The organism is Kitasatospora sp. NPDC059462 (assembly GCF_042749955.1).
Lineage (GTDB): Bacteria > Actinomycetota > Actinomycetes > Streptomycetales > Streptomycetaceae > Kitasatospora.
In genome coordinates this window covers 23,310-43,005 of sequence record NZ_JBHYUU010000012.1, presented here as the reverse complement: position 1 = coordinate 43,005, position 19,696 = coordinate 23,310, and the positions used below count along the sequence as shown (strand labels likewise).

At 75.4% G+C, this 19,696-nt stretch carries 15 protein-coding genes and 1 riboswitch; of the genes, 6 read left to right on the top strand and 9 right to left on the bottom strand.

Features of this window, described 5'->3' with window-relative positions:
• Positions 1-158: 158 nt before the first annotated feature.
• Complete coding sequence (locus ACFXAM_RS05765; protein WP_380287746.1) at positions 159-911, top strand: (2Fe-2S)-binding protein; 753 nt, start codon at positions 159-161, stop codon at positions 909-911.
• Between the two features lie 292 nt (positions 912-1,203).
• On the opposite strand, the gene ACFXAM_RS05760 is transcribed toward ACFXAM_RS05765, so the two are convergent.
• The 6 genes from ACFXAM_RS05760 to ACFXAM_RS05735 all read right to left on the bottom strand — a co-directional run bounded on the left by ACFXAM_RS05760 (position 1,204) and on the right by ACFXAM_RS05735 (position 9,583).
• On the bottom strand, positions 1,204-2,190 hold the full coding sequence (locus ACFXAM_RS05760) for an SMP-30/gluconolactonase/LRE family protein (protein ID WP_380287745.1): 987 nt from the start codon (positions 2,188-2,190) through the stop codon (positions 1,204-1,206).
• A 301-nt stretch (positions 2,191-2,491) separates the two neighbouring features.
• Positions 2,492-3,598 carry a hypothetical protein gene (locus ACFXAM_RS05755; protein WP_380287744.1) on the bottom strand — a complete coding sequence of 369 codons (1,107 nt, stop codon included), beginning with the start codon at positions 3,596-3,598 and terminating at the stop codon, positions 2,492-2,494.
• Positions 3,599-3,820: 222 nt separating this feature from the next.
• Positions 3,821-5,455 carry an alpha-amylase family glycosyl hydrolase gene (locus ACFXAM_RS05750; protein WP_380287743.1) on the bottom strand — a complete coding sequence of 545 codons (1,635 nt, stop codon included), beginning with the start codon at positions 5,453-5,455 and terminating at the stop codon, positions 3,821-3,823.
• A gap of 273 nt (positions 5,456-5,728) precedes the next feature.
• Positions 5,729-6,412: a bifunctional 4-hydroxy-2-oxoglutarate aldolase/2-dehydro-3-deoxy-phosphogluconate aldolase gene (locus ACFXAM_RS05745; RefSeq protein ID WP_380287742.1), complete on the bottom strand. Its 684-nt coding sequence runs from the start codon at positions 6,410-6,412 to the stop codon at positions 5,729-5,731.
• 157 nt (positions 6,413-6,569) lie between these two features.
• Positions 6,570-8,237, bottom strand: a complete 1,668-nt coding sequence (locus ACFXAM_RS05740) for an amidohydrolase family protein (protein WP_380287741.1) — start codon at positions 8,235-8,237, stop codon at positions 6,570-6,572.
• On the bottom strand, positions 8,237-9,583 hold the full coding sequence (locus ACFXAM_RS05735) for an amino acid deaminase (protein WP_380287740.1): 1,347 nt from the start codon (positions 9,581-9,583) through the stop codon (positions 8,237-8,239). The genes ACFXAM_RS05740 and ACFXAM_RS05735 overlap by 1 nt, the downstream gene beginning before the upstream one ends.
• 181 nt (positions 9,584-9,764) lie before the next feature.
• Here ACFXAM_RS05735 and ACFXAM_RS05730 point away from each other — a divergent pair, with 181 nt between their 5' ends.
• The 4 genes from ACFXAM_RS05730 to ACFXAM_RS05715 all read left to right on the top strand — a co-directional run bounded on the left by ACFXAM_RS05730 (position 9,765) and on the right by ACFXAM_RS05715 (position 13,055).
• Positions 9,765-10,973, top strand: coding sequence for a sugar kinase (locus tag ACFXAM_RS05730; RefSeq protein ID WP_380287739.1), 1,209 nt, complete (start codon positions 9,765-9,767; stop codon positions 10,971-10,973).
• On the top strand, positions 10,970-11,722 hold the full coding sequence (locus ACFXAM_RS05725; RefSeq protein ID WP_380287738.1) for an IclR family transcriptional regulator: 753 nt from the start codon (positions 10,970-10,972) through the stop codon (positions 11,720-11,722). Before ACFXAM_RS05730 ends, ACFXAM_RS05725 begins: the two co-directional genes overlap by 4 nt.
• 49 nt (positions 11,723-11,771) lie before the next feature.
• Positions 11,772-12,179 carry a RidA family protein gene (locus ACFXAM_RS05720; protein ID WP_380287737.1) on the top strand — a complete coding sequence of 136 codons (408 nt, stop codon included), beginning with the start codon at positions 11,772-11,774 and terminating at the stop codon, positions 12,177-12,179.
• 147 nt (positions 12,180-12,326) lie between these two features.
• On the top strand, positions 12,327-13,055 hold the full coding sequence (locus tag ACFXAM_RS05715) for a DUF2470 domain-containing protein (protein WP_380287736.1): 729 nt from the start codon (positions 12,327-12,329) through the stop codon (positions 13,053-13,055).
• A gap of 102 nt (positions 13,056-13,157) precedes the next feature.
• Here ACFXAM_RS05715 and ACFXAM_RS05710 read toward each other — a convergent pair whose 3' ends face one another.
• Positions 13,158-14,765 carry an APC family permease gene (locus ACFXAM_RS05710; RefSeq protein WP_380287735.1) on the bottom strand — a complete coding sequence of 536 codons (1,608 nt, stop codon included), beginning with the start codon at positions 14,763-14,765 and terminating at the stop codon, positions 13,158-13,160.
• A gap of 357 nt (positions 14,766-15,122) precedes the next feature.
• Complete coding sequence (locus ACFXAM_RS05705) at positions 15,123-16,130, bottom strand: peptidoglycan DD-metalloendopeptidase family protein (RefSeq protein ID WP_380287734.1); 1,008 nt, start codon at positions 16,128-16,130, stop codon at positions 15,123-15,125.
• A gap of 2 nt (positions 16,131-16,132) precedes the next feature.
• A riboswitch (cyclic di-AMP (ydaO/yuaA leader) is annotated at positions 16,133-16,293 on the bottom strand.
• Positions 16,294-16,605: 312 nt separating this feature from the next.
• Here ACFXAM_RS05705 and ACFXAM_RS05700 point away from each other — a divergent pair.
• A complete protein-coding gene (locus ACFXAM_RS05700; RefSeq protein WP_380287733.1) occupies positions 16,606-18,132 on the top strand; it encodes an MFS transporter in 1,527 nt (508 codons plus the stop codon).
• 67 nt (positions 18,133-18,199) lie between these two features.
• On the opposite strand, the gene purB is transcribed toward ACFXAM_RS05700, so the two are convergent.
• Positions 18,200-19,639 carry an adenylosuccinate lyase gene (gene purB, locus ACFXAM_RS05695; protein ID WP_380287732.1) on the bottom strand — a complete coding sequence of 480 codons (1,440 nt, stop codon included), beginning with the start codon at positions 19,637-19,639 and terminating at the stop codon, positions 18,200-18,202.
• Positions 19,640-19,696: the final 57 nt, after the last annotated feature.

Here is a 19,696-nt window from a genome sequence, read left to right as displayed (position 1 = left end):
GTCCCCCGCCCTCCCGGGGTCCTTCCCGTCCCGCAGGGGCCGGGATGCCTGCGGCCGCCGTGCCGCGCCGACGCCGCCGCACGGTAGCGTTCGTCCGGCCGGCACCGACGCCCCCGCCCCGCCGCCGCAGCACGGAGACGACAGAACCGGAGGACCCGATGAGCGACGCGCCGCCGCCCGACCACCGCCGGCTCGCCGCCCTCGGCCCGTACTTCGCCCTGGACGCCGCCGCCACGCCCGGCGAGGTCCCGCCGCCGGGCTTCCGGCCGCTGCGGGAGTTCTACGACCCGGCCCCGGACGGCGCGTTGGCGCGGCGCGTGCGGGAGGTGGCCCGGCGGCTGGGCACCACCGAGCCCCGGGTCGCGGCCTCCGTCCTGCACCTCGGCCTGGCCGCCCGGTTCTGCTCGGTCGGCCTCGGCGCGGCCGTTCTGCTCGGCGAGGTGCCCGACCTGCACCCGGACCGGGCCTGGATCCGGGTCCCCGAACAGGGGCCGGTCGGCCTGTGGCTGCCGTACCCGGACCCGGGCGGGCCCGCGCGGGCCGACCGGGCCCCGCTCCCGGACCGCTTCCGGCGGACCGTCGTCGAGGGGCAGTTGGCGGATCTGGCGGCGGCGGTCCGGTCCGTGGTCCCGCTCGCGGACGGACTGCTGCGCGGCAACGCCGCCTCCGCCCTGGCGGGCGCACTGCGCGTGCTGGACGCGCAGACCGCGCACGCCGCCCCGCACGGCACCGCCCGCGCCCTCGTCGCCGAGGTGCTCGGCCACCCGCCGCTGGCCGGGACCGGAACGCTCACCGCGACGCCGGCCGGCACGGCGTTCCGGCGCACCAGTTGCTGTCTGTACTACCGGCTCGGCCCGCAGGCGGGCGTCTGCGGCGACTGCTGCTTCACCCGCGCCCCGGACCGCCGCTGAGCCGGCCGAGCCCTCGAACCACCCACGCGGCAGTGCCCGCGGCACGGAGCGGCCCCTGACGGGCCGGCGTGCGGCCGACAGGCAGGGGCGCACGACCCGGCTGAAGAGCGCGAGCACCCCGAGCAGACCACCCCCGGCCCCGGACGAACGCGACACCGACTCCCACCGAACCCGCGAAACCGTCCAGGCGGACCGCGACGCGCCGCAGACACGCCACGCGCCCTACCGCCTACCGCCTACCGCCTACCGCCTACCGCCTACCGCCTACCGCCTACCGCCTACCGCCTACCGCCTACCGCGCCAGCGTCGCGGCCAGCAGGTTCGGATCGGTCAGGGTGAAGAACGCGGCACTCGGCACGTACACGGTGTCCCCGCCGATCGCGACGGAGGTGGGGTTGGAGAGCCCGTCCGCCGCGTCGAGGACGGTGTGCCAGGTGCCGTCCGGACCGACGTGGACGACCCGGCTGGAGGGGTTGAGCGCCGCGAGCAGATCGTCTCCGGCCCCGACGAAGGCGAAGTCGTCGAGCCCCTCCAGGCCCTCGGCACGAACCTCCGCCTGACCCGCGGAACCGTCCGGGCGGACCGGGATGCGCAGCAGGGACGCCGTGTCGGTGTTGCCGACCCACACCGAGCCCCGGTGCACCTTGAGGCCGTTGGCGCCGAAGGCGCCGACCGGCTTGAGCCGGGCGTCGTCCGACCAGACCGCCGGGGCGCCGCCGTGCAGCGGGACGACCCGGATCAGGCCGAGCGCCGAGTCGGCGGAGTAGAGCACGCCCGCGTGCTCGTCCAGCGCGAGGCCGTTGGGCAGGCTGTCGGCGGGGAACGCGGCGATCCGCTCGGGCGCGCCGCCCGGGCAGAGCCGCCAGATGCCGGTGAGGTCCTCGGTGCCGGTGGCGTAGGCGAAGTACAGGGTGCCGTCGTGGGCGCGGACCAGGCCGGAGACGACGGCCCGGCCGAGCAGCGGGGTCGCCGGGTGCGCGGGCGCGGGCATGGTAGCCAGCACGATGAGCCGGCCGTCGGTGGCGACCCGGCCGACCTGGCGGGCGTTGGAGAAGGTGAGGTCCACCGCGCCGTCGGGCTCCAGGGCGATGTTCTCGGGCTGGAGGCCCTGGGAGACGTCGAAGTGGGCGACGATCCGGGGGTCGGAGAGCGGTGGCGCCACGGCCACGGCGGGGCTGCCGGCGAGCAGCGCCAGCGCGAGGACGGCGACGGCCGGGGCACCGGAGCGCAGGGCGGCGGGGGCCGGACGACGGGCGGGGCGGCGGAACGGTCGGGGCACGGCGGCACTCCTCGGAGGACGGCGGACGGCGGGTGGCGGCCCCCGTCAGCAGAGCACGCCGTGCAGCCGCCCCGGCGGTGCCGCTCGGCGCCGCCGCGAGGATCCCCCGGTCGGCCGCGCCGACCGCCGCGCCACGCACCTCCGCGCACCACCGCACACCGCCGCACACCGCCGGGCATCGCCGGGCATCGGCAGCGCGGCCCGCGACCGGCTTGTCCGGGGCCGGTCGCGGGCCGCCGATCCCCACCCGGCGCCGATGCCCCCGGCACCCGGTGAAGCAGTCCCCCGAGTCGACGGCCGGTCAGATCGCGACCGCCGACTCCTCCATCTCCTCCTCGGCCCCGGAACCGGCCGCGGAACCGGCCCCGGAACCGGCCTCGGCGCCCGGCCCGGAACCGACCCCGGCCGCCGCCACCCGGCCACGCTTCTCGTACAGCGCCGCGGCGGCGACCAGCGCACCCGCGGCCACCAGCCAGAGCACCAGCACCAGCAGGTTCCCGCCGAACCCCGCCCCGCCGTCGAAGTACAGCAGGCTGCGCGCGCCCTCCAGGAAGCCGGCACCGGTCCAGAAGGAGTGCAGGCCCCCGAAGAAGCCGTTCTGCAGATCCGGCCGGTAGACCCCGCCCGAGCTGGTGAAGTTCAGCATCACGAAGAGCACCATCATGGCCAGCGTGGTCCACCGCTTGAGGAAGCTGTGCAGGCCGATGCCGATGCCGATCACCCCCGCCGAGTACAGCCAGCCGAGCGCCCAGACCGCGGCGAGGTCGTGATCCACGACGTGGAAGACCGGCCCCGCGGTGACGATCCCGATCAGGCTCACCGCGAGCGACACGGCGAGGCCGGTCAGCACCCGGATCCGCATGCTCATCGCCGCACCGGCCGCGCCGATCACCGCGACGCTGCCGTAGGAGCCGATGCTGAGCGCGACCAGCAGGAAGAACAGGCCCTGCCCCGTCGGGTCGCCCGTGCTCGGGGTGGTGAGGTCGGTGACGGCCAGCGGCACGCCCTGCTCCGTGGCGACGCGCTGGAACACCTTCTCGGCCGCCATCGCCGAGGTGTCCGAGTCGGCCTTGGCGACGAGCAGCTCCGGGCGGCCGGCGTCCGGCACGAACGCGCCGACCAGCTCGCGGTCGAGCAGCCGCTGCTCGGCGGCCGCGCGGTCGGGCAGCGTCGCGACGTCCAGCGCGTCGCCCGCCGCGCCCTGCACGGCCGTGGCCAGCTCCCGCGCCTGCGCGGTGGTGCCGACGACGGCGACCTTCAGGTGGTGCGGTTCGGGCTGGTGGAAGGCGCCCTGGTAGGCGAGCGCCATGCCCAGGCACATCAGCAGCGGGGTGAGCAGGTGGAGCGCCAGGTGCTTGAGCGCGTGCCCCGACGGGGGCGCTGCGACGGTGGTCCGGGGTGTGCTCATGGGGGAGTTCGGTCCGTCCTCCGACGAGGTCGCCCAGGATCGATCGGCTCGATCAACTCGATCGGCCGGAGCGGCTCGATCAAACTCGACCGGATCGACCACCGGGCGACAGTCGGGTGGTAAATGCAACTATCTGGATGCAGTCTACAACCACTTCGGGGGCGGACCGAAGTCCGCCCCCGGTGATCGAGGCCTCACACCTTCCGCGCGCCCCCGACGGCGCTACCCGAGCTCGAACACGCCGTACGAGAACCCGTCCGCCCGCAGCTCACCCTCCGCGCCGATGCGCACGCCCTGGACGTCCAGCGGCCGCGCCCGACCCGACCCGCCGGGCCCACCGGAGCCTCCCGTCCCGCCCGGCCCGCCGAACGCCACGTCCGCCGGGACGACCGCCGGCTCCCGCCGCGGGTTGACCACCACCAGGTAGCGCCCGGACCGGGTGTACACCAGCGGGTACCCGGCGTGCCGCACCTCCACCGAGCCCCGCGCGCCCAGGCCGCGGTGCGCCCGGCGCAGCGCGATCAGCCGCCGCACGGTGTGCAGCAGCGAGGTCGGATCGGCCCGCTGGGTGGCGACGTCCGGGCGGTGCGGGTCCGGGTCGACCGGCAGGTAGAGCCGGTCGGCGGGCGCGGTGGAGAAGCCCGCGTTCACTCCGGGCGCCCACTGCATCGGGGTGCGCGAGCCGGCCCGGTTGTACGTCGCGCCGAGCCCGCTGCCCTCGGTGTCCGGCAGGTCCGGCACGAAGCGCATGCCGATCTCGTCGCCGTAGTAGACCGCCGGCAGGGTCGGCCAGGTGAGCAGCAGGGCGAAGGCCGGGGCGAGCTGGTCGGCGGTGCGCGGCCCGGTGGCCAGCCGGGAGAAGTCGTGGTTGGCGGTGGGCAGGGCGATGTGCCCGGCGCCCTCGGTCAGTTCGGCCGCCGAGCGCCAGGCGTCCAGGAACACCTGCGGGGTGCCGCGCCCCTCGGCCTCGAAGTAGCACGGGCCCTGCTTCCAGTACTCCTTCACCGTCCCCGCGTTGTTGTTCCACAGCGAGCGCAGCGGCAGGCCGTCGCCCGGTCCGCCGAACTGGAGGAAGAAGTCGGCGTGGAAGCCGGCCGTGACGGCGGCGGCCGGGTCGCCCCACTCGGCGAACAGGGCGGCCTGCGGATGGTCGCGGTCGAGCCAGTCGCGCAGTTCGGTCCAGAGCTTGCCGGTCTCGACGAAGCCCGGGTCGTCCTTGACCAGCGAGGACGCCATGTCGACCCGGAAGCCCGCCACGCCGAGGCCGAGCCAGTGGGCCATGACGGCCTTCAGCGCGGCGCGGTTGGCGCGCGGGCCCTCGGCGTCCACCGGCTGGCGCCAGGGCTCGTCCGGGTTCTCGCGCGCGTAGCCGAAGTTGAGCGCCGGCTGGCAGTCGAAGAAGTTCGGCCGGTACCAGCCGGCCCGGCTGCCCGGGGAGGCGACGAAGCCCTCCAGCGGCTGTTCCGACCAGATGTAGCGGTGGTCGGAGGGGTCCTGCGCCGACGCCCGGAACCAGGGGTGCTGGTCGGAGGTGTGGCCGGCGACCAGGTCCAGCAGGATCCGGATGCCCCGCCGTCGCGCCGCGTCGACGAGGGCGGCGAGGTCGCCGGCGGTGCCGTAGCGCGGGGCGGGGGTGAAGTAGTCGGCGACGTCGTACCCCGCGTCGCGGAACGGCGAGGCGAAGCACGGGTTCAGCCAGACCGTGTCCACGCCCAGCCAGGCGAGGTGGTCGAGGTGCTCGGTGATGCCCGCGAAGTCGCCGATGCCGTCGCCGTCGGAGTCGGCGAAGGTCTGGGGGTATATCTGGTAGAGCACGGCGTCGGTCAGCCACTCGGGGCCGGGGCGGGTCGAGGTCATGGGTGGATCCTCCTGCCGGGTGCCGGGGGCTACCGATTCTCGTCGAATCCCGGCCGCCCCAACAGCCCGGCCCGGCCACTCCCGGTGCCTCGCGACGCGGTTCCCGGAAGCAGCCCCGGGCCGTGCCGCGCGCCCTCCCGAGCCCCTTCCGCTCCCCCGCGCCCCTGGCGCCCTCCCTCTCCCCTCCCGGACCGAGCCGGCCGGGAGGGCCGGGAGGGCCGGAAGGACCGGGAAAGGAGAGGACCTGACCGGAGCCGGGCCCGGCAGCGACCGCTACCGGGCCGCGCAGGCCTCGGTGAACGCCCGTGCCCGCCGGGTGATCTCGGCCCAGTCGCCCGCCGCGACCACCTCGGGCGCCACCACGTCCGTCCCGGCGCAGACCGCGAGCGCGCCGTGCGCCAGGAACTCCGCCGCGTTGCCCGCGTTGACACCGCCGGAGGCGACCAGCGGGACGTCCGGGTACGGTCCGCGCAGGTCCTTGAAGTAGCCGGGGCCGAAGGCCCGGGCGGGGAAGATCTTCACCGCGGCGGCGCCGAGGTCGACGGCCTGGGCCACCTCGGTCGCGGTGAGCGCGCCGAGCACCACCGGGACCCGGGCCGCGTGCGCGGCGTCCGCCACCTCGGGGCGCAGACCGGGGGTGACCAGGAACGACGCGCCGACGGCGAGCCCGCTCTCGGCCTGTTCGGCGGTGAGCACGGTGCCGACCCCCACGCGGTGGCCGGCCTGCGCCGCCTTGCGCAGATGGGTCGTCACATCGGGCGTGGTGAAGGTGAATTCGGTCCAGGTGATGCCGCCCTCCGCCAGTGCCGCGCAGAGCGCGGCGGCGTCCGGTATCCGCGGGGCGCGGACGACCGCGATCACCGGCTCGGCGGCGAGCGCGGCCCGCGCCGACGCCGCCACGGCCTCGGCGGACGCCTTCCGGTTCACCGGGCGCGCGTTCGCAGGGTTGGGGTTCACAGGGCATTCATCCATTCACTCGGAACTACGGGAGCGGGCACGAACACAGGCCCGGGGGACGAGGACGGGGACGAGGACGGGGACGAGGACGGGGACAGGAACAGGGGGACAGGAACAGCACCAGCACCGGAGACGACCGCAGGACCGGCCCCGCGCCTCACCCGGCCTCCACCCCCCGCCCGGTCCGGCGCAGCGCCCGGCCGGGCCGCGCACCGGTGACACGGCCGTGCTCGACGACGGCGGTGCCGTTCACCACGACGTGCTCGATGCCCGTGGCCGGCTGCCTGGGCTGCTCGAAGGTGGCGGTGTCCTGGACGCGTTCGGGGTCGAACAGGACGAGGTCGGCGTGATACCCGGCGGCGATCCGCCCGCGCCGGTGCAGCCGCAGCCGGGCGGCCGGGCGGCCGGTCATCCGGGCGATCGCCTCCTCCAGCGTCAGCACGCCCAACTCCCGGACGTAGCGCGCGAGGTAGCGCGGGAAGGTGCCCCAGGCGCGCGGGTGCGGCCGGGCACCGACGAGCAGCCCGTCGCTGCCGGCGGTGTGCGCGCGGTGGCGCATGATCGCCCGGACGTTCTCCTCGTGGCCGACGTGCTGGAGGATGGTGGTGGCCAGCCCGTCCCGGATCAGCAGGTCGAGGAAGACCTCGGTGCCGCTGCGGCCCTCGGCGGCGGCGAGTTCGGCGACGGTGCGGCCGACCGCGTCGGCGAGCTCGGGCGAGCCGACGCCGGAGAGCTGGATGGTGGCCCAGTCGGTGACCACGCCGTGGCAGCCGTCGCTGCCCTTCTCCTCCACCTCGTAGCGGATCCGCTCGCGCGCCGCCGGGTCGCCGAGCCGGGCCAGGGTGGCCTGCGGGCCGCCCTCGGTGGCCCAACTGGGCAGCAGGGCGGCCAGGGTGGTGGAGCCGGGCAGGTAGGGGTAGCTGTCCAGGGTGAGGTCGACGCCGTCGTCGAGCGCCCGGTCGACGAGGTCCAGCAGCTCGCCGGCCCGGCCCTGGTTGACGCCGAAGTTCATCGTGGCGTGGGTGAGGTGGAGCGGGCAGCCGGACCGCCGGGCGATCTCGACCATCTCCGCGTACCCCTCCAGCGCGCCCGCGCCGTAGGAACGCTGGTGCGGCGCGTGGAAGCCGCCGTACCCGGCGACGACCCGGCAGAGCTCGACCAGCTCCTCGGTCCCGGCGTACATCCCGGGGGTGTAGGTCAGGCCGCTGGACATGCCGACCGCGCCCTCGGCCAGGCCCTGCGCCAACAGCTCGCGCATCCGGTCGAGTTCGTCCTCGCTCGGGGCCCGGTTCTCCCAGCCCATGGCGAGCATCCGCAGCGAGCCGTGCGGCACCAGGTAGCAGGCGTTGACGGCGGGGCCGGTGCGGTCCAGCCGGTCCAGGTAGCCGCCGACGGTCCGCCAGTCCCAGTCGAAGCCGTCCGGGTCGCCGTTCCAGCCGGTGATCTGGCGGCGCAGCGCGGGCAGCGTGGTGTCGTCGACGGGCGCGTAGGACAGGCCGTCCTGGCCGAGCACCTCGCAGGTCACGCCCTGGGTGACCTTGGCCGGGTGCTCGGGTTCGCGCAGCAGGGCGAGGTCGGAGTGGGCGTGCATGTCGATGAAGCCGGGGGCGAGCACCAGCCCGTCGGCGTCCACCGTGCGGGCCGCGCCGCCCGCCGCGGCGCCCGGGCCGGCGACCTCGACGATCACCCCGTCGGCGACCCGGACGTCCGCCCGGTACCGCCCGGCGCCGGTGCCGTCGACGACCGTCGCGCCCCGGAAGACCGTGCCCCGGCCCGCCGCGGCCGGACTCGCCGCGCCCCTGCCGTCGGTCCGTGCACCGCTCATCAGAAGAACGTCCTGACCAGTCCGGTGACCTTCGGCTCGGCGGCCGAGGCGTCGTCCAGCACCGGGATCAGCGCCCACTTGTCGAAGGCGGTGCAGGGGTGCGAGATGCCGAGCCGCAGCACGGCGCCGACCGGGGCGAGGTCGCCCGCGTCGCGCAGGAAGGCGTGCTGGTCGTTGAGCGCCGTGATCCGCGCCGCCGTCCCGGCGAACTCCGCGACGCCCGCACCGCCCGGCCCCGCGCCGCCCGGCCCCGCACCGCCCCGCACGAGCTGCGGCTCCGGCAGCCCCTCGTCGAACGGCAGATCGCGCTTGCCCGCGTCCAGCAGCGCCAGCTGAGGCTCCGGCCGGGACACCACCCTGGCCCAGCCGTGCAGCGCCGCCCGCAGGGCGCCCCGCTCGCGCCCGGCCCCGCGGCCGAGCGGCGAGATGCCCCGGTAGAAGCCGTCGTCGTGCGCGATGTACGCGCCCGAGCGCAGCACCACGAACGCCTCCGGCAGCGCGGCCAGCTCCTCGGCCACCAGGTCGAAGTACGCGCTGCCGCCGGCCGTCACCACCGGCGCCGCCCCGTCCGCGTACCGGCCGGCAAGCCGCCCGTGCAGGTCGGCCAGCGAGCGCAGGTAGCCGCGCACCGCGCCGAGGCCGCCCTCGCTCGCGTCGTGCGCCAGCGCGCCCTCGTAGCCGCCGATGCCGGCCAGCCGGAGGGTCGGCGCGCTGCGGACGGCGTCGGCGATCTCCACCGCCGCGTCGACGGTGCGCGCCCCGGTGCGCCCGCCCGAGCCGCCGAGCTCGACCAGCACCTCGACCGGGCGCTCGGCACCGGCCGCGCGCAGCGCCCGGTCCATCAGCCGGACGCTCTCGACGGAGTCCACCCAGGAGGCGAACGCGAAGTCCGGGTCGGCGGCCAGCTCGCCCGCCAGCCAGCGCAGGCCGGCCGGGTCGAGCAGCGCGTTGGCGAGCAGCAGCCGCCGCACGCCGAAGGCCCGGGCGACCCGCAGCTGCGGCAGGTTGGCGAGGGTGATGCCGTGGCTGCCGGCCTCCAGCTGCGCCTGCCAGAGCGCGGGCGCCATGGTGGTCTTGCCGTGCGGCGCGAGCGCCACGCCCGCGTCGGCGCACCAGCGGGCCATGGTGCGCAGGTTGTGGTCCAGCGCGCCCGCGTCGAGGGTGAGCAGCGGGGTGCCGAGGTCGGCGAGGGCGGGCCCGGTGGCCAGGTACTGGCTGACGGTCAGGCCCGCGGCGGCCGGCGGCAGCGCTTTGAACCGCCAGTCGAGCACCTCCTCGGCCAGGGCCGCCACCGCCCGGGTGTCGAGGCCCGGGCCGGTGCCACTGCTTGCGAAGGTCTGGTCCACCGTCTTCCTCCATCTGCCATGTTGCAACATGCGCAATGAGGGTTGCACATGCTGGCAACACGGTTCTAGCATCGGCGCCGGACGAAGGTCAACGACAGCCGCCCGCCGCACGGCGGGTCAGGCAGGCTCGCCACAGCACCCCCCACCCGGCCGGGCCGCAGCACTCCGAGGAGCCCAGCAGATGCCACGCCAGGACGCCGCCGTGAGCCCGGGCACCCCACCGCCCGGCCGTCCGGCGGCCGCCCCGCCCGCCCCCGGCCCGACGCCCGCCGCCCCGGTCGCCGTCTGCGTGGGCGAGTCGATGGCCGTCCTCCTGCCGGACCGGCCCGGGCCGCTGGAGTCGGTGGAGAGCTTCCGGCTCTCGGTCGGCGGCGCCGAGTCCAACGTGGCCGGCGCGCTCGCCGCCCTGGGGGTGCCGAGCGCCTGGCTCAGCCGGGTCGGCGACGACGGCTTCGGCCGCCGCCTGCTCGGCGAACTGAGCGCCCGCGGGGTGGACGTCTCCGCGGTCGCCGTCGACCCGCACCGTCCGACCGGCCTCTACCTCAAGGAGGTCGGCGGCACCACCGGCGACCGCCACGACCTCGGCCCGGGGCGCAGCCGGTTGCACTACCACCGGCGCGGCTCGGCCGCCGCCGCCCTCTCCCCGGCCCTGCTGACGGACCCGGCCGCCGCCCGGCTGCTGGCCGGGGCCCGGCTGCTGCACCTGTCCGGCATCACCGCCGCGCTGTCCGACGACTGCCTCGCGCTGCTGCGCGCCCTGCTCGCCGACCGCCGCCCCGGCCGGCTGGTCAGCTTCGACCTCAACTGGCGCCCCGCGCTCTGGCGCGAGCGCGACCCCTCGGTGCTGCCGCCGCTGCTGGACGCCGCCGATCTGCTGCTGCTCGGCGCCGACGAGGCGGAGACCGCCTTCGGCACCGGCGACCCGCAGGAGCTGCGTCGGCGCTTCCCCTCCCCCGCGACCCTGGTGGTCAAGGACGCCGCCCGGCTGGTCACCGCGGTCGGGCGCGACGGCAGCACGGTCGGCGAACCGGCGCTGGCCGTCGAGGTGGTCGAGGCGACCGGCGCGGGGGACGCCTTCGCCGCCGGCTACCTGGCCGGCACCGTCCGCGGCCTCGACCAGCGCCGCCGCCTGCGGCTGGGCCACCTGAGCGCGGCCTGCGCGCTGACCGCCCACGGCGACCAGGCCGAGCTGCCGCCGGCGGCGGTGGTCACGGCCCTGCTCGACGCCTCGCCCGAGGACTGGGCGGCCACCCGGGTCTCGGCGGATGGCATCGTGTCTCCTGTCCTGTCCGCACCGGCCGCCCCCGCGCCCACCGCGGAGACCGCCGCCCCCGGGGGCGGTGCCGCCGACCCTCGACCGGCCGCCGCCAAGGCCCTTGGAGCACCATGAGCCAGACCGTGACCCGCGCCCTGCGCATCCTCGCCGAGCTCGGCGAGGGCGAACGTTCCCTGGACCAGCTGGCCGAGGTGCTCGGCGTGCACAAGACGACCGTGCTGCGGCTGCTCCAGTCCCTCGAAGAGGAACGATTCGTCTACCGGGACGCCGGCTACCGCTACCACCTGGGCGCCGGCCTGTTCGCCCTCTCCGGGCTGGCCCTGGAGCAGCGCGGGGTGCGCCGGATCGCCGCCCCGCACCTCGCCGAGCTCAACTCCGCCACCGGCCAGACCGTGCACCTGGCCGCGTACGAGGGCGGCGAGGTGGTCTACATCGACAAGTACGACTCCCGCCACCCGGTGCGGATGTACTCGCGGATCGGCCTGCGGGCCGCCCTGCACAGCGCCGCCGTCTCCAAGGTGCTGCTCGCCGACCTGCCCGCCCCGGAGCGGCGCCGGGTGGTGGCCGGGATCGACTTCGTCCCGCACACCCCGCGCACCCTGGCCACGCCCGAGGCGCTGCTCGCGGAGCTGGAGAAGGTCGCCGCCCAGGGCTGGGCGCAGGACCACGCCGAGCACGAGGCGTTCATCAACTGCGTGGCCGCGCCGATCCGGGACGCCAGCGGCCGGGTGGTGGCCGCCGCCTCGATCTCCGTCCCCGACGTCGTCCTGCCGTACGAGCAGGTGCTGGAACTGCTGCCGCAGCTCCTCGCCACCACCAGGGCGGTCTCCGCCGACTGCGGACAGGTCCCGCACCACCCCTGAAGCCGATCCCCCGACCCCCGACCGCACCCCACCGAGGAAGCGAAACCGCATGAGCGACAAGACCGAGATCCGCACCGACGGCGCCCCCGCCCCGGCCTGGATGTTCTCCCAGGGCGTCCGCAAGGGCCCGATCCTCCAGGTCTCCGGCCAGGGCCCGCAGGATCCGGCCACCGGCGAGTACCTGTACCACGGCGACGTGAAGGCGCAGACCCGGCGCACCCTGGAGAACGTCAAGGCGATCGTCGAGGCGGGCGGCGCCACCATCGAGGACGTGGTGATGTTCCGCGTGTACCTCACCAAGCGCGCCGACTTCCCGCTGATGAACGAGGTCTACGCCGCTTTCATCGAGGAGAACATCAAGCCGGGCGGCGTGAAGCCGTGCCGCACGACGATCTTCGTCGAGCTGCCGCAGGAGCCGATGCTGGTGGAGATCGACGCCCAGGCCGTCGTCGCCTGACCTCCCCCGGCACGACCCGAAGGGCCCGGACCATGCGTCCGGGCCCTTTCGCATCCGTCCCGAAGGCGCCTTGCCCTCCCCCCCGCAACTCATTAGGTTAGGCTCACCTAACCAACAGGCAGGCAGCCCGCCGGAGGTCCCGCACCCATGAGCCCGCACCCCCACGACGCCGAGACCGCCGTGCCCTCGGAGCCGAGCGCCGCCGAGCGGATCGCCGGTGTGCTCACCGCCGCCTCCTCGGTGGTCGTCCGCGCCCTCGGCGAACAGCACGAACTGACCACCCCCGTCTCGGTGCACGGCTCCCGGCTGCGGCTGCGCGCCCCGCTCGACGCCCCGCTGACCGTCGCCGCCGCCCACGGGCCGGACGGCCTCGCGGTCGTGCTCGACCTCACCGACATCGCCCCGGTGGCCGTCCGCGACCGGGTCCGCGGCCGCCTCACCCTGGCCGGCCGGCTCGACCTCGCCCACCTCGCCGACGACGGCCTCAGCGTCCACCTCCGCCTGGACGTCGCCCACGCGGTGCTCTCCACCCCGTACGGCACCACCGCGATCACCGGCGCCGACCTCGCGGCCGCCGGGCCCGATCCGCTGGCCCGCTACGAGGCCGGCCTGCTCACCCACCTCGCCGACGACCACCGGGACGCGCTCACCGTGCTCACCCGGCTGCTCGACCCGGCGCTGCTCGCCGCCCGCCCCGCCGTCCGCCCGCTCGCCCTGGACCGGTACGGCCTGGTGCTCCGCCTGGACCACCCGCACGGCCACCGCGACGTCCGCCTGGTCTTCCCCGAACCGGCCCGCGACGCCGACGAGTTCGGGCACCGGATGCACCAGCTGCTGACCGCCGCCGAGCAGGAGCTGCCCGCCGCCCGCCCCTGAACCGCCCGCCCTGACGGCCCGCCGCCGAGCCACCCGTCCCGGAACCGCCGCCGCCGAACCGCCCGTCCCTGTACCGCCGCCGCCGAACCGCCCGGCGGGCCGTCAGGCACCCACCGGCTCGGCCTCCCCGGAGCGCTCCGCCGCGTCCTCCAGGACGATCCGCCCCATCCGGGCGTACCGGTCCGGCCGGCGGGCGCGCATCCACAGCGCCAGCCCGAGGCCGCCCAGGAAGGTGCCGGTCACCAGGTACGGCATCAGCCGGAAGAGCAGCGTGCCGGCGGCCGCGCCGGCCGCCGCGTCCCGGTGGACCACCAGCAGGGCCACCACCCCCGCCATGCCCACCCCGCCGGCCAGCGGCGCCACCAGCGTCCGGAACCAGTGCCGGGTCCCCGGATGGCGGCCCTGCACGTGGAACCAGCCGACCACGGCGAACGAGCAGAGCGTCTGCACGATCAGGATCGCCATCGTCCCGAGCAGCGCCAGCAGCGTGTACAGGTGCGCGTAGGGGTCCATCCCGGCCAGCAGGAACCCGGCCACCAGCGCCGCCGCGACCACCGACTGGGCCGCCGAGGCGACGTGCGGCGAGCCGTGCCGCGGATGGGTGCGCCCCAGCGCCGGGTGGACGAACCCCTCGCGCCCGATCGCGTACAGGTACCGGGCCGCGCACTGGTGGAAGGCCATCGCGCAGGCGAAGGAGCCGCTCACCACCAGCCACTGGAAGACCGTGACCGCCCAGCCGCCGAGGTGCGCGCCCAGCGGGTCGAAGAACAGGCTGTTGCCGTCCTTGCCGGGGACCGCGCCGCGGGCCACCTCCACCGCGCGCCGCGCACCGTTGCCGGAGACGATCATCCAGGACACGAAGACGTAGAACAGCCCGACGCCGACCACCGAGATCAGCGTCGCCCTCGGCACCACCCGCTTCGGGTCGCGGGACTCCTCGCCGTACATCGCGGTGGACTCGAAGCCGACCCAGGAGCAGAACGCGAAGAACAGCCCCAGCCCCGCGCCCGCCCCTCCGCCGTCCCCGCCGGCGCCACCGGCGCCACCGGCGCCACCGGCGCCGCGGAAGGCGTTCAGCGGATCCAGCGCCTCCCCGGCCACCAGCCCGTCCGGCCCGCCGCCGGTGACCAGCACGGCCAGCGACACGGCGCCCAGCACCGCGACCTCCAGCACCAGCGCCACCCCGAGCACCCGCGCGGTCAGGTGCAGGTCGAACCAGGCCATCACCGCGATCACCAGCAGCCCGAGCCCCGCGTACCAGCCCCACGGCAGCACCACCCCCAGCTGCGCCGCGACCAGCGCGCGCAGCGCGTACGCGAAGAAGCCGAGGACGGCCGCCTCGAAGACGACGTACGCGAGCAGCGCCAGCAGCCCCGAGGCCATCCCGACCACCCGGCCCAGCCCGTGCGAGATGTAGCCGTAGAACGCCCCGGCCGCGGTGATGTGACGGGCCATCGCCACGTAGCCGACCGAGAAGACGGTGAGCACCAGGGTCGCGAACACGTAGGCGGCGGGCGCCCCGGCGCCGTTGCCCTGGCCGATGACGATCGGGAGGTTGCCGGTCATCGCGGTGATCGGCGCCGCCGTGGCGACCGCCATGAACACCACGCCCGGCAGACCGACCGAGTCCGCCTTCAGCCGGTCCACCCCGTCCCGCCGCCCCGCGCCCGCGGTCACGTCCCCGGTCGCGTCCCCGCGCTGGATGGCCATCCGGCACCCTTCACCTGCCGTGGCTGCGCCGCCCGCCGGAGCGGACGGGCGATGACAAGCCGACAGCATCGGCGGGCCGCACCCGGGCCCGCAAAGCGGGGTGACCCGGCGTCAGCACCGCCGGGTTGACGCCCTGTTCGAGCCGCGGGCCGGCCCGTTCGACCGGGGGACGACGACGGCCGGCCCGGCTCGCGAGGGAGGTCTCGCGAACCGGGCCGGCCGGACGGGCGTGTCCCGCGCCCGTCGATCCGCTGGAGGTGCGGTGCTCACCCGGTCGAGCGGTCACCCGACATGACCATCCCGGGGGAGCCGTCTCGCCCCGCACCCAGCGGTGGCGGAGGTGATCCGACCGGAGGGTCAGATCGCGACGCCGCGCGCCCGCAGGTAGGCGATCGGGTCGATGTCCGAGCCGTACTCCGAGCCGGTGCGGATCTCGAAGTGGAGGTGCGGGCCGGTCACGTTGCCGGTCGCACCGGAGAGGCCGATCTGCTGGCCGGCGGTGACGGTCTGGCCGACCTTCACGCCGATCGAGGACAGGTGCGCGTACTGGGCGTACTTGCCGTCGGCGAGCTTGATCTCGACCTCGTTGCCGTAGGCGCCGCCGTTGCCGGCCTTCACCACGGTGCCGTTGGCGACGGCGCGCAGCGGGGTGCCGGTGGAGGCGACGAAGTCGGCGCCGGTGTGGTGGCCGGAGGACCACATCGAGCCGGCCACGCCGTAGGCGGTGCCGAGCTTCGGGTTGGCCAGCGGGGCGACGTAGCCGGAGGTGGCGGCGACGACCGGGGTCGCGGTCACCGGGGCGACGGTGGTCTGCACGGCGGGCTTGGCGGCCGGGGCGGCCGGCTTGGTCGCCGGGGTGGCCGGCTTCGCGGCCGGAGCGGCGGGCTTGGTCGCCGGGGCGGCCGGCTTGGCGGCCGGAGCGGCCGGCTTCGCGGCCTGCTTGGCGGCGGGCGCGGCCTGCTTGGCCGCCGGGGCGGCGGGCTTGGCGGCCGGGGCGGCCTTGGTGCCGAGCGCGAGCTGCTGGCCCGGGAAGATCAGGTTCGGGTTGGCGCCGACGACCGAGCGGTTGTGCTCGTACAGCGCCTGCCAGCCACCGGTGACGTTCTTGGCGTCGGCGATCTTCGACAGGGTGTCCCCACCGACGACCTTGTAGCTCTCCTCGGCCTGGGCGGCGGGAGCAGCGGCCTGAGCGGCCGGCGCGGCCTGGGCGGCGGCCTGAGCGGCGGGCTTGGCGGCCGGAACCTCGTGCGCCTGGGCGGAGACGGTGGTCACCAGCGGGAGGGCGAAGGCGGCACCGGTGACAGCGGTGGCGATGCCGATGCGGGCGGCGCGGGGCAGGGCGATACGACGAGCCTGTGCGGGCATGGAAATGTCCTCTCCGACGCCTGCGAGGTGAGCTGTCGGGTTCGGGCTGGAGTTGCCCGGCCGCAAAAGGCGGCTTCACCCCTAGCCGGACCGCGAATTCGGGTCCGGCGACTTACCTGTGGGTCCCCCGCTCCTGCCGTACAGAGTTCGTTGCGTACCACCGGGCAGCGGCAGGACTAGGCGTTCCACCCGGTGGCCACCCGGGCTGACGCCGGGCGGTCGCTGAACTAAAACTCATCCGTTCGGGTGAAGCAATGTCGATCTCCGCGGCCCGGGACCAAAGTCCGCCCCACCGTGACGCTGCGCAGAAAAGGCATGCACAGTACGCACACAATCCATTCACCGCGCGCACGTGATCCGCAACCCTGCGCCAATGCCGGAACCAGTGCGTACACGATCACTCACGGAAAGGACATCCCCCGACACACCCCCGGTGACCCTTGTCACGTGGGCCCCGCCGGACCGACCATGGGCCGTGGCCACCTCCGAGGCCGGCACCCTGCGGTTGGGCACCGCGCAGGGTCGCTGGGTACTACTGGCGACGGTGCTCGGCTCCAGCATGGCGATGCTCGACGGGACCGTCGTGAACGTCGCGCTGCCCAGGATCGGCGCCGACCTCGGCGCCCAACTCGACGCCCTGCAATGGACGCTCAACGCCTATCTGCTCACCCTGGCGGGCCTGATCCTGCTCGGCGGAGCGCTCGGCGACCGGTACGGCCGGCGCCGGGTCTTCCTGCTCGGCGTGGTCTGGTTCGCCGCCGCCTCCGCGGCCTGCGCCGCCGCGCCCACCGTCGAGGTGCTGATCGTCGCGCGCGCCGTCCAGGGCGTCGGCGGCGCGCTGCTCACCCCGGGCTCGCTGGCGATGCTCCAGGCCGTCTTCCACCCGGAGGACCGCTCGGCGGCGGTCGGACTCTGGTCCGGCCTCGGCGGGGTCTCGGCGGCGGTCGGCCCGCTGCTCGGCGGCTGGCTGGTGGACGGCCCGGGCTGGCGCTGGATCTTCCTGCTGAACCTGCCGCTGGCGGCGCTGGTGGTGGCGGTCTCCGCCCGGCACGTGCCGGAGAGCCGCGACGAGTCCGCGACCGGCCGCTTCGACGTGCTCGGCGCGGTGCTGGCCGCCCTGGCGCTGGGCGCCGTCACCTATGCGCTGACCGCCGCCGGGAAGGGCCTGTCCCCCGCGGTCTGGGTCACCGGGGCGGCGGGCCTGCTGCTCGGCGCCGCCTTCGTGGCGGTCGAGCGCCGCACCCCGGAGCCGATGCTGCCGCTGGGCCTGTTCTCCTCCCGGCTGTTCACCGCCGTCAACCTGGTCACCCTGACCGTCTACGCGGCGTTCAGCGGCGTCTTCTTCCTGCTGGTGGTGCAGCTGCAGATCGTCTCCGGGTTCTCCCCGCTGGTCTCCGGGCTGGCCCTGGTGCCGATCACCGTGATCATGCTGGTGCTGTCGGCCCGGGCGGGCCGGCTCGGCAAGCGGATCGGCCCGCGGCTGCCGCTGACCGTCGGCCCGCTGCTCTGCGCGGCGGGCGTCCTGCTGATGCTGCGGATCGGCCCCGGCGCCTCGTACTGGACGGACGTGCTGCCCGCCGTCGCCGTGATGGGCAGCGGCATGGTGCTGCTGGTCGCGCCGCTGACCGCCACCGTGCTGGCGGCGGTGGAGGTGCGTCACGCGGGCATCGCCAGCGGGGTCAACAACGCCGCCGCCCGGGCGGCCGGGCTGCTGGCGGTCGCGGCGCTGCCCGCACTGTCGGGGCTGAGCGGCGACGCCTACCAGGTGCCGGACGCGGTCGACTCCGCCTTCCGCACCTCGATGCTGATCTGTGCCGGGCTGCTGGTGGCCGGCGGGCTGACCGCGCTGGTGGCCGTCCACGGCAACGTGCTGGCCCCCGAGGACGCGCACCCGGTGGCGGAGCCGGACTGCCGCTACGCCTGCGCGACCAACGGCCCGCCGCTCGACCCCGGCCACCCGGCCCCGGTCGCGGCCGAACGCCGCGAGGGCCCCGCCGCCTGACCGGCGACGGGGCTGCGACCCGGCCGTCCGCCCGCCGGAGCGGCGGGCGGACGGGCGTGACGTTCCGTCAGAGAATGTCGCCCGGCGCGTACTTGGCGGCCTCCGGGTATGCGGCCGCGACGGCCTCGACCTGGCGGACGACCTCGGCGACCTGCGCCCCGGCCGCACCGGTGAAGGACAGCTTGTCGGCCAGCAGCGCATCCAGCGCGGCCCGGTCCAGCGGGATCCGCTCGTCGTTCGCCAGCCGGTCCAGCAGCTCGTTCTCCCGGGCGCCGGCCCGCATCGCGAGCGCGGAGGCGACGGCGTGCTCCTTGATGACCTCGTGACCGGTCTCCCGGCCGACACCCGCCCGCACCGCGCCCATCAGCACCTTGGTGGTGGCCAGGAACGGCAGGTAGCGGTCCAGCTCGGCCTCGATCACGGCCGGGAAGGCGCCGAACTCGTCGAGGACGGTCAGGAAGGTCTCCAGCAGGCCGTCGAAGGCGAAGAAGGCGTCCGGCAGCGCGACCCGGCGGACCACCGAGCAGGAGACGTCGCCCTCGTTCCACTGGTCGCCGGCCAGCTCGCCGGTCATCGACGCGTAGCCGCGCAGGATGACGGCCAGGCCGTTGACGCGCTCGCACGAGCGGGTGTTCATCTTGTGCGGCATCGCCGAGGAGCCGACCTGGCCCTCCTTGAAGCCCTCGGTCACCAGCTCGTGGCCGGCCATCAGGCGGATGGTCTTGGCCAGGCTGGACGGCGCGGCGGCCAGCTGGACGAGCGCGGTCAGCACCTCGAAGTCCAGCGAGCGCGGGTAGACCTGGCCCACGCTGATGAGCACGTTCTCGAAACCGAGGTGCGCGGCGACCCGGCGCTCCAGCTCGGCGAGCTTGTCGGTGTCGCCGCCGAGCAGGTCGAGCATGTCCTGCGCGGTGCCGACCGGGCCCTTGATCCCGCGCAGCGGGTAGCGGGCGATCAGCTCCTCCAGGCGGCGGAAGGCGACCAGCAGCTCGTCGGTGATCGACGCGAAGCGCTTGCCCAGGGTGGTGGCCTGCGCGGCCACGTTGTGCGAACGGCCGGCCATGACCAGCTCGGCGTGCTCGGCCGAGAGCCGGCCCAGGCGCACCAGCACGGCGACGGTGCGGTCGCGCACGTGCTCCAGCGACTGGCGGATCTGCAGCTGCTCGACGTTCTCGGTCAGATCCCGGGAGGTCATGCCCTTGTGGATCTGCTCGTGGCCGGCGAGGTCGCTGAACTCCTCGATGCGGGCCTTGACGTCGTGCCGGGTGACCCGCTCGCGGGCGGCGATGGAGGCGAGGTCGACCTGGCCGATCACCCGCTCGTAGTCGGCGACGGCGGTGGCGGGCACCTCGACACCGAGGTCCTGCTGGGCCTTCAGGACGGCGAGCCAGAGGTGGCGCTCAAGCACCACCTTGTGCTCGGGGGACCACAGCTGGGCCAGGGTCGCCGAGGCGTACCGGGAGGCCAGGACATTGGGGATCTGGGGCTTCGCGCTCACGCTTCGCAAGCCTAACAGCCGAGGTCAGCCGGAACGGCCCGGGCTCGGGTAGGCTGGGACACTTGA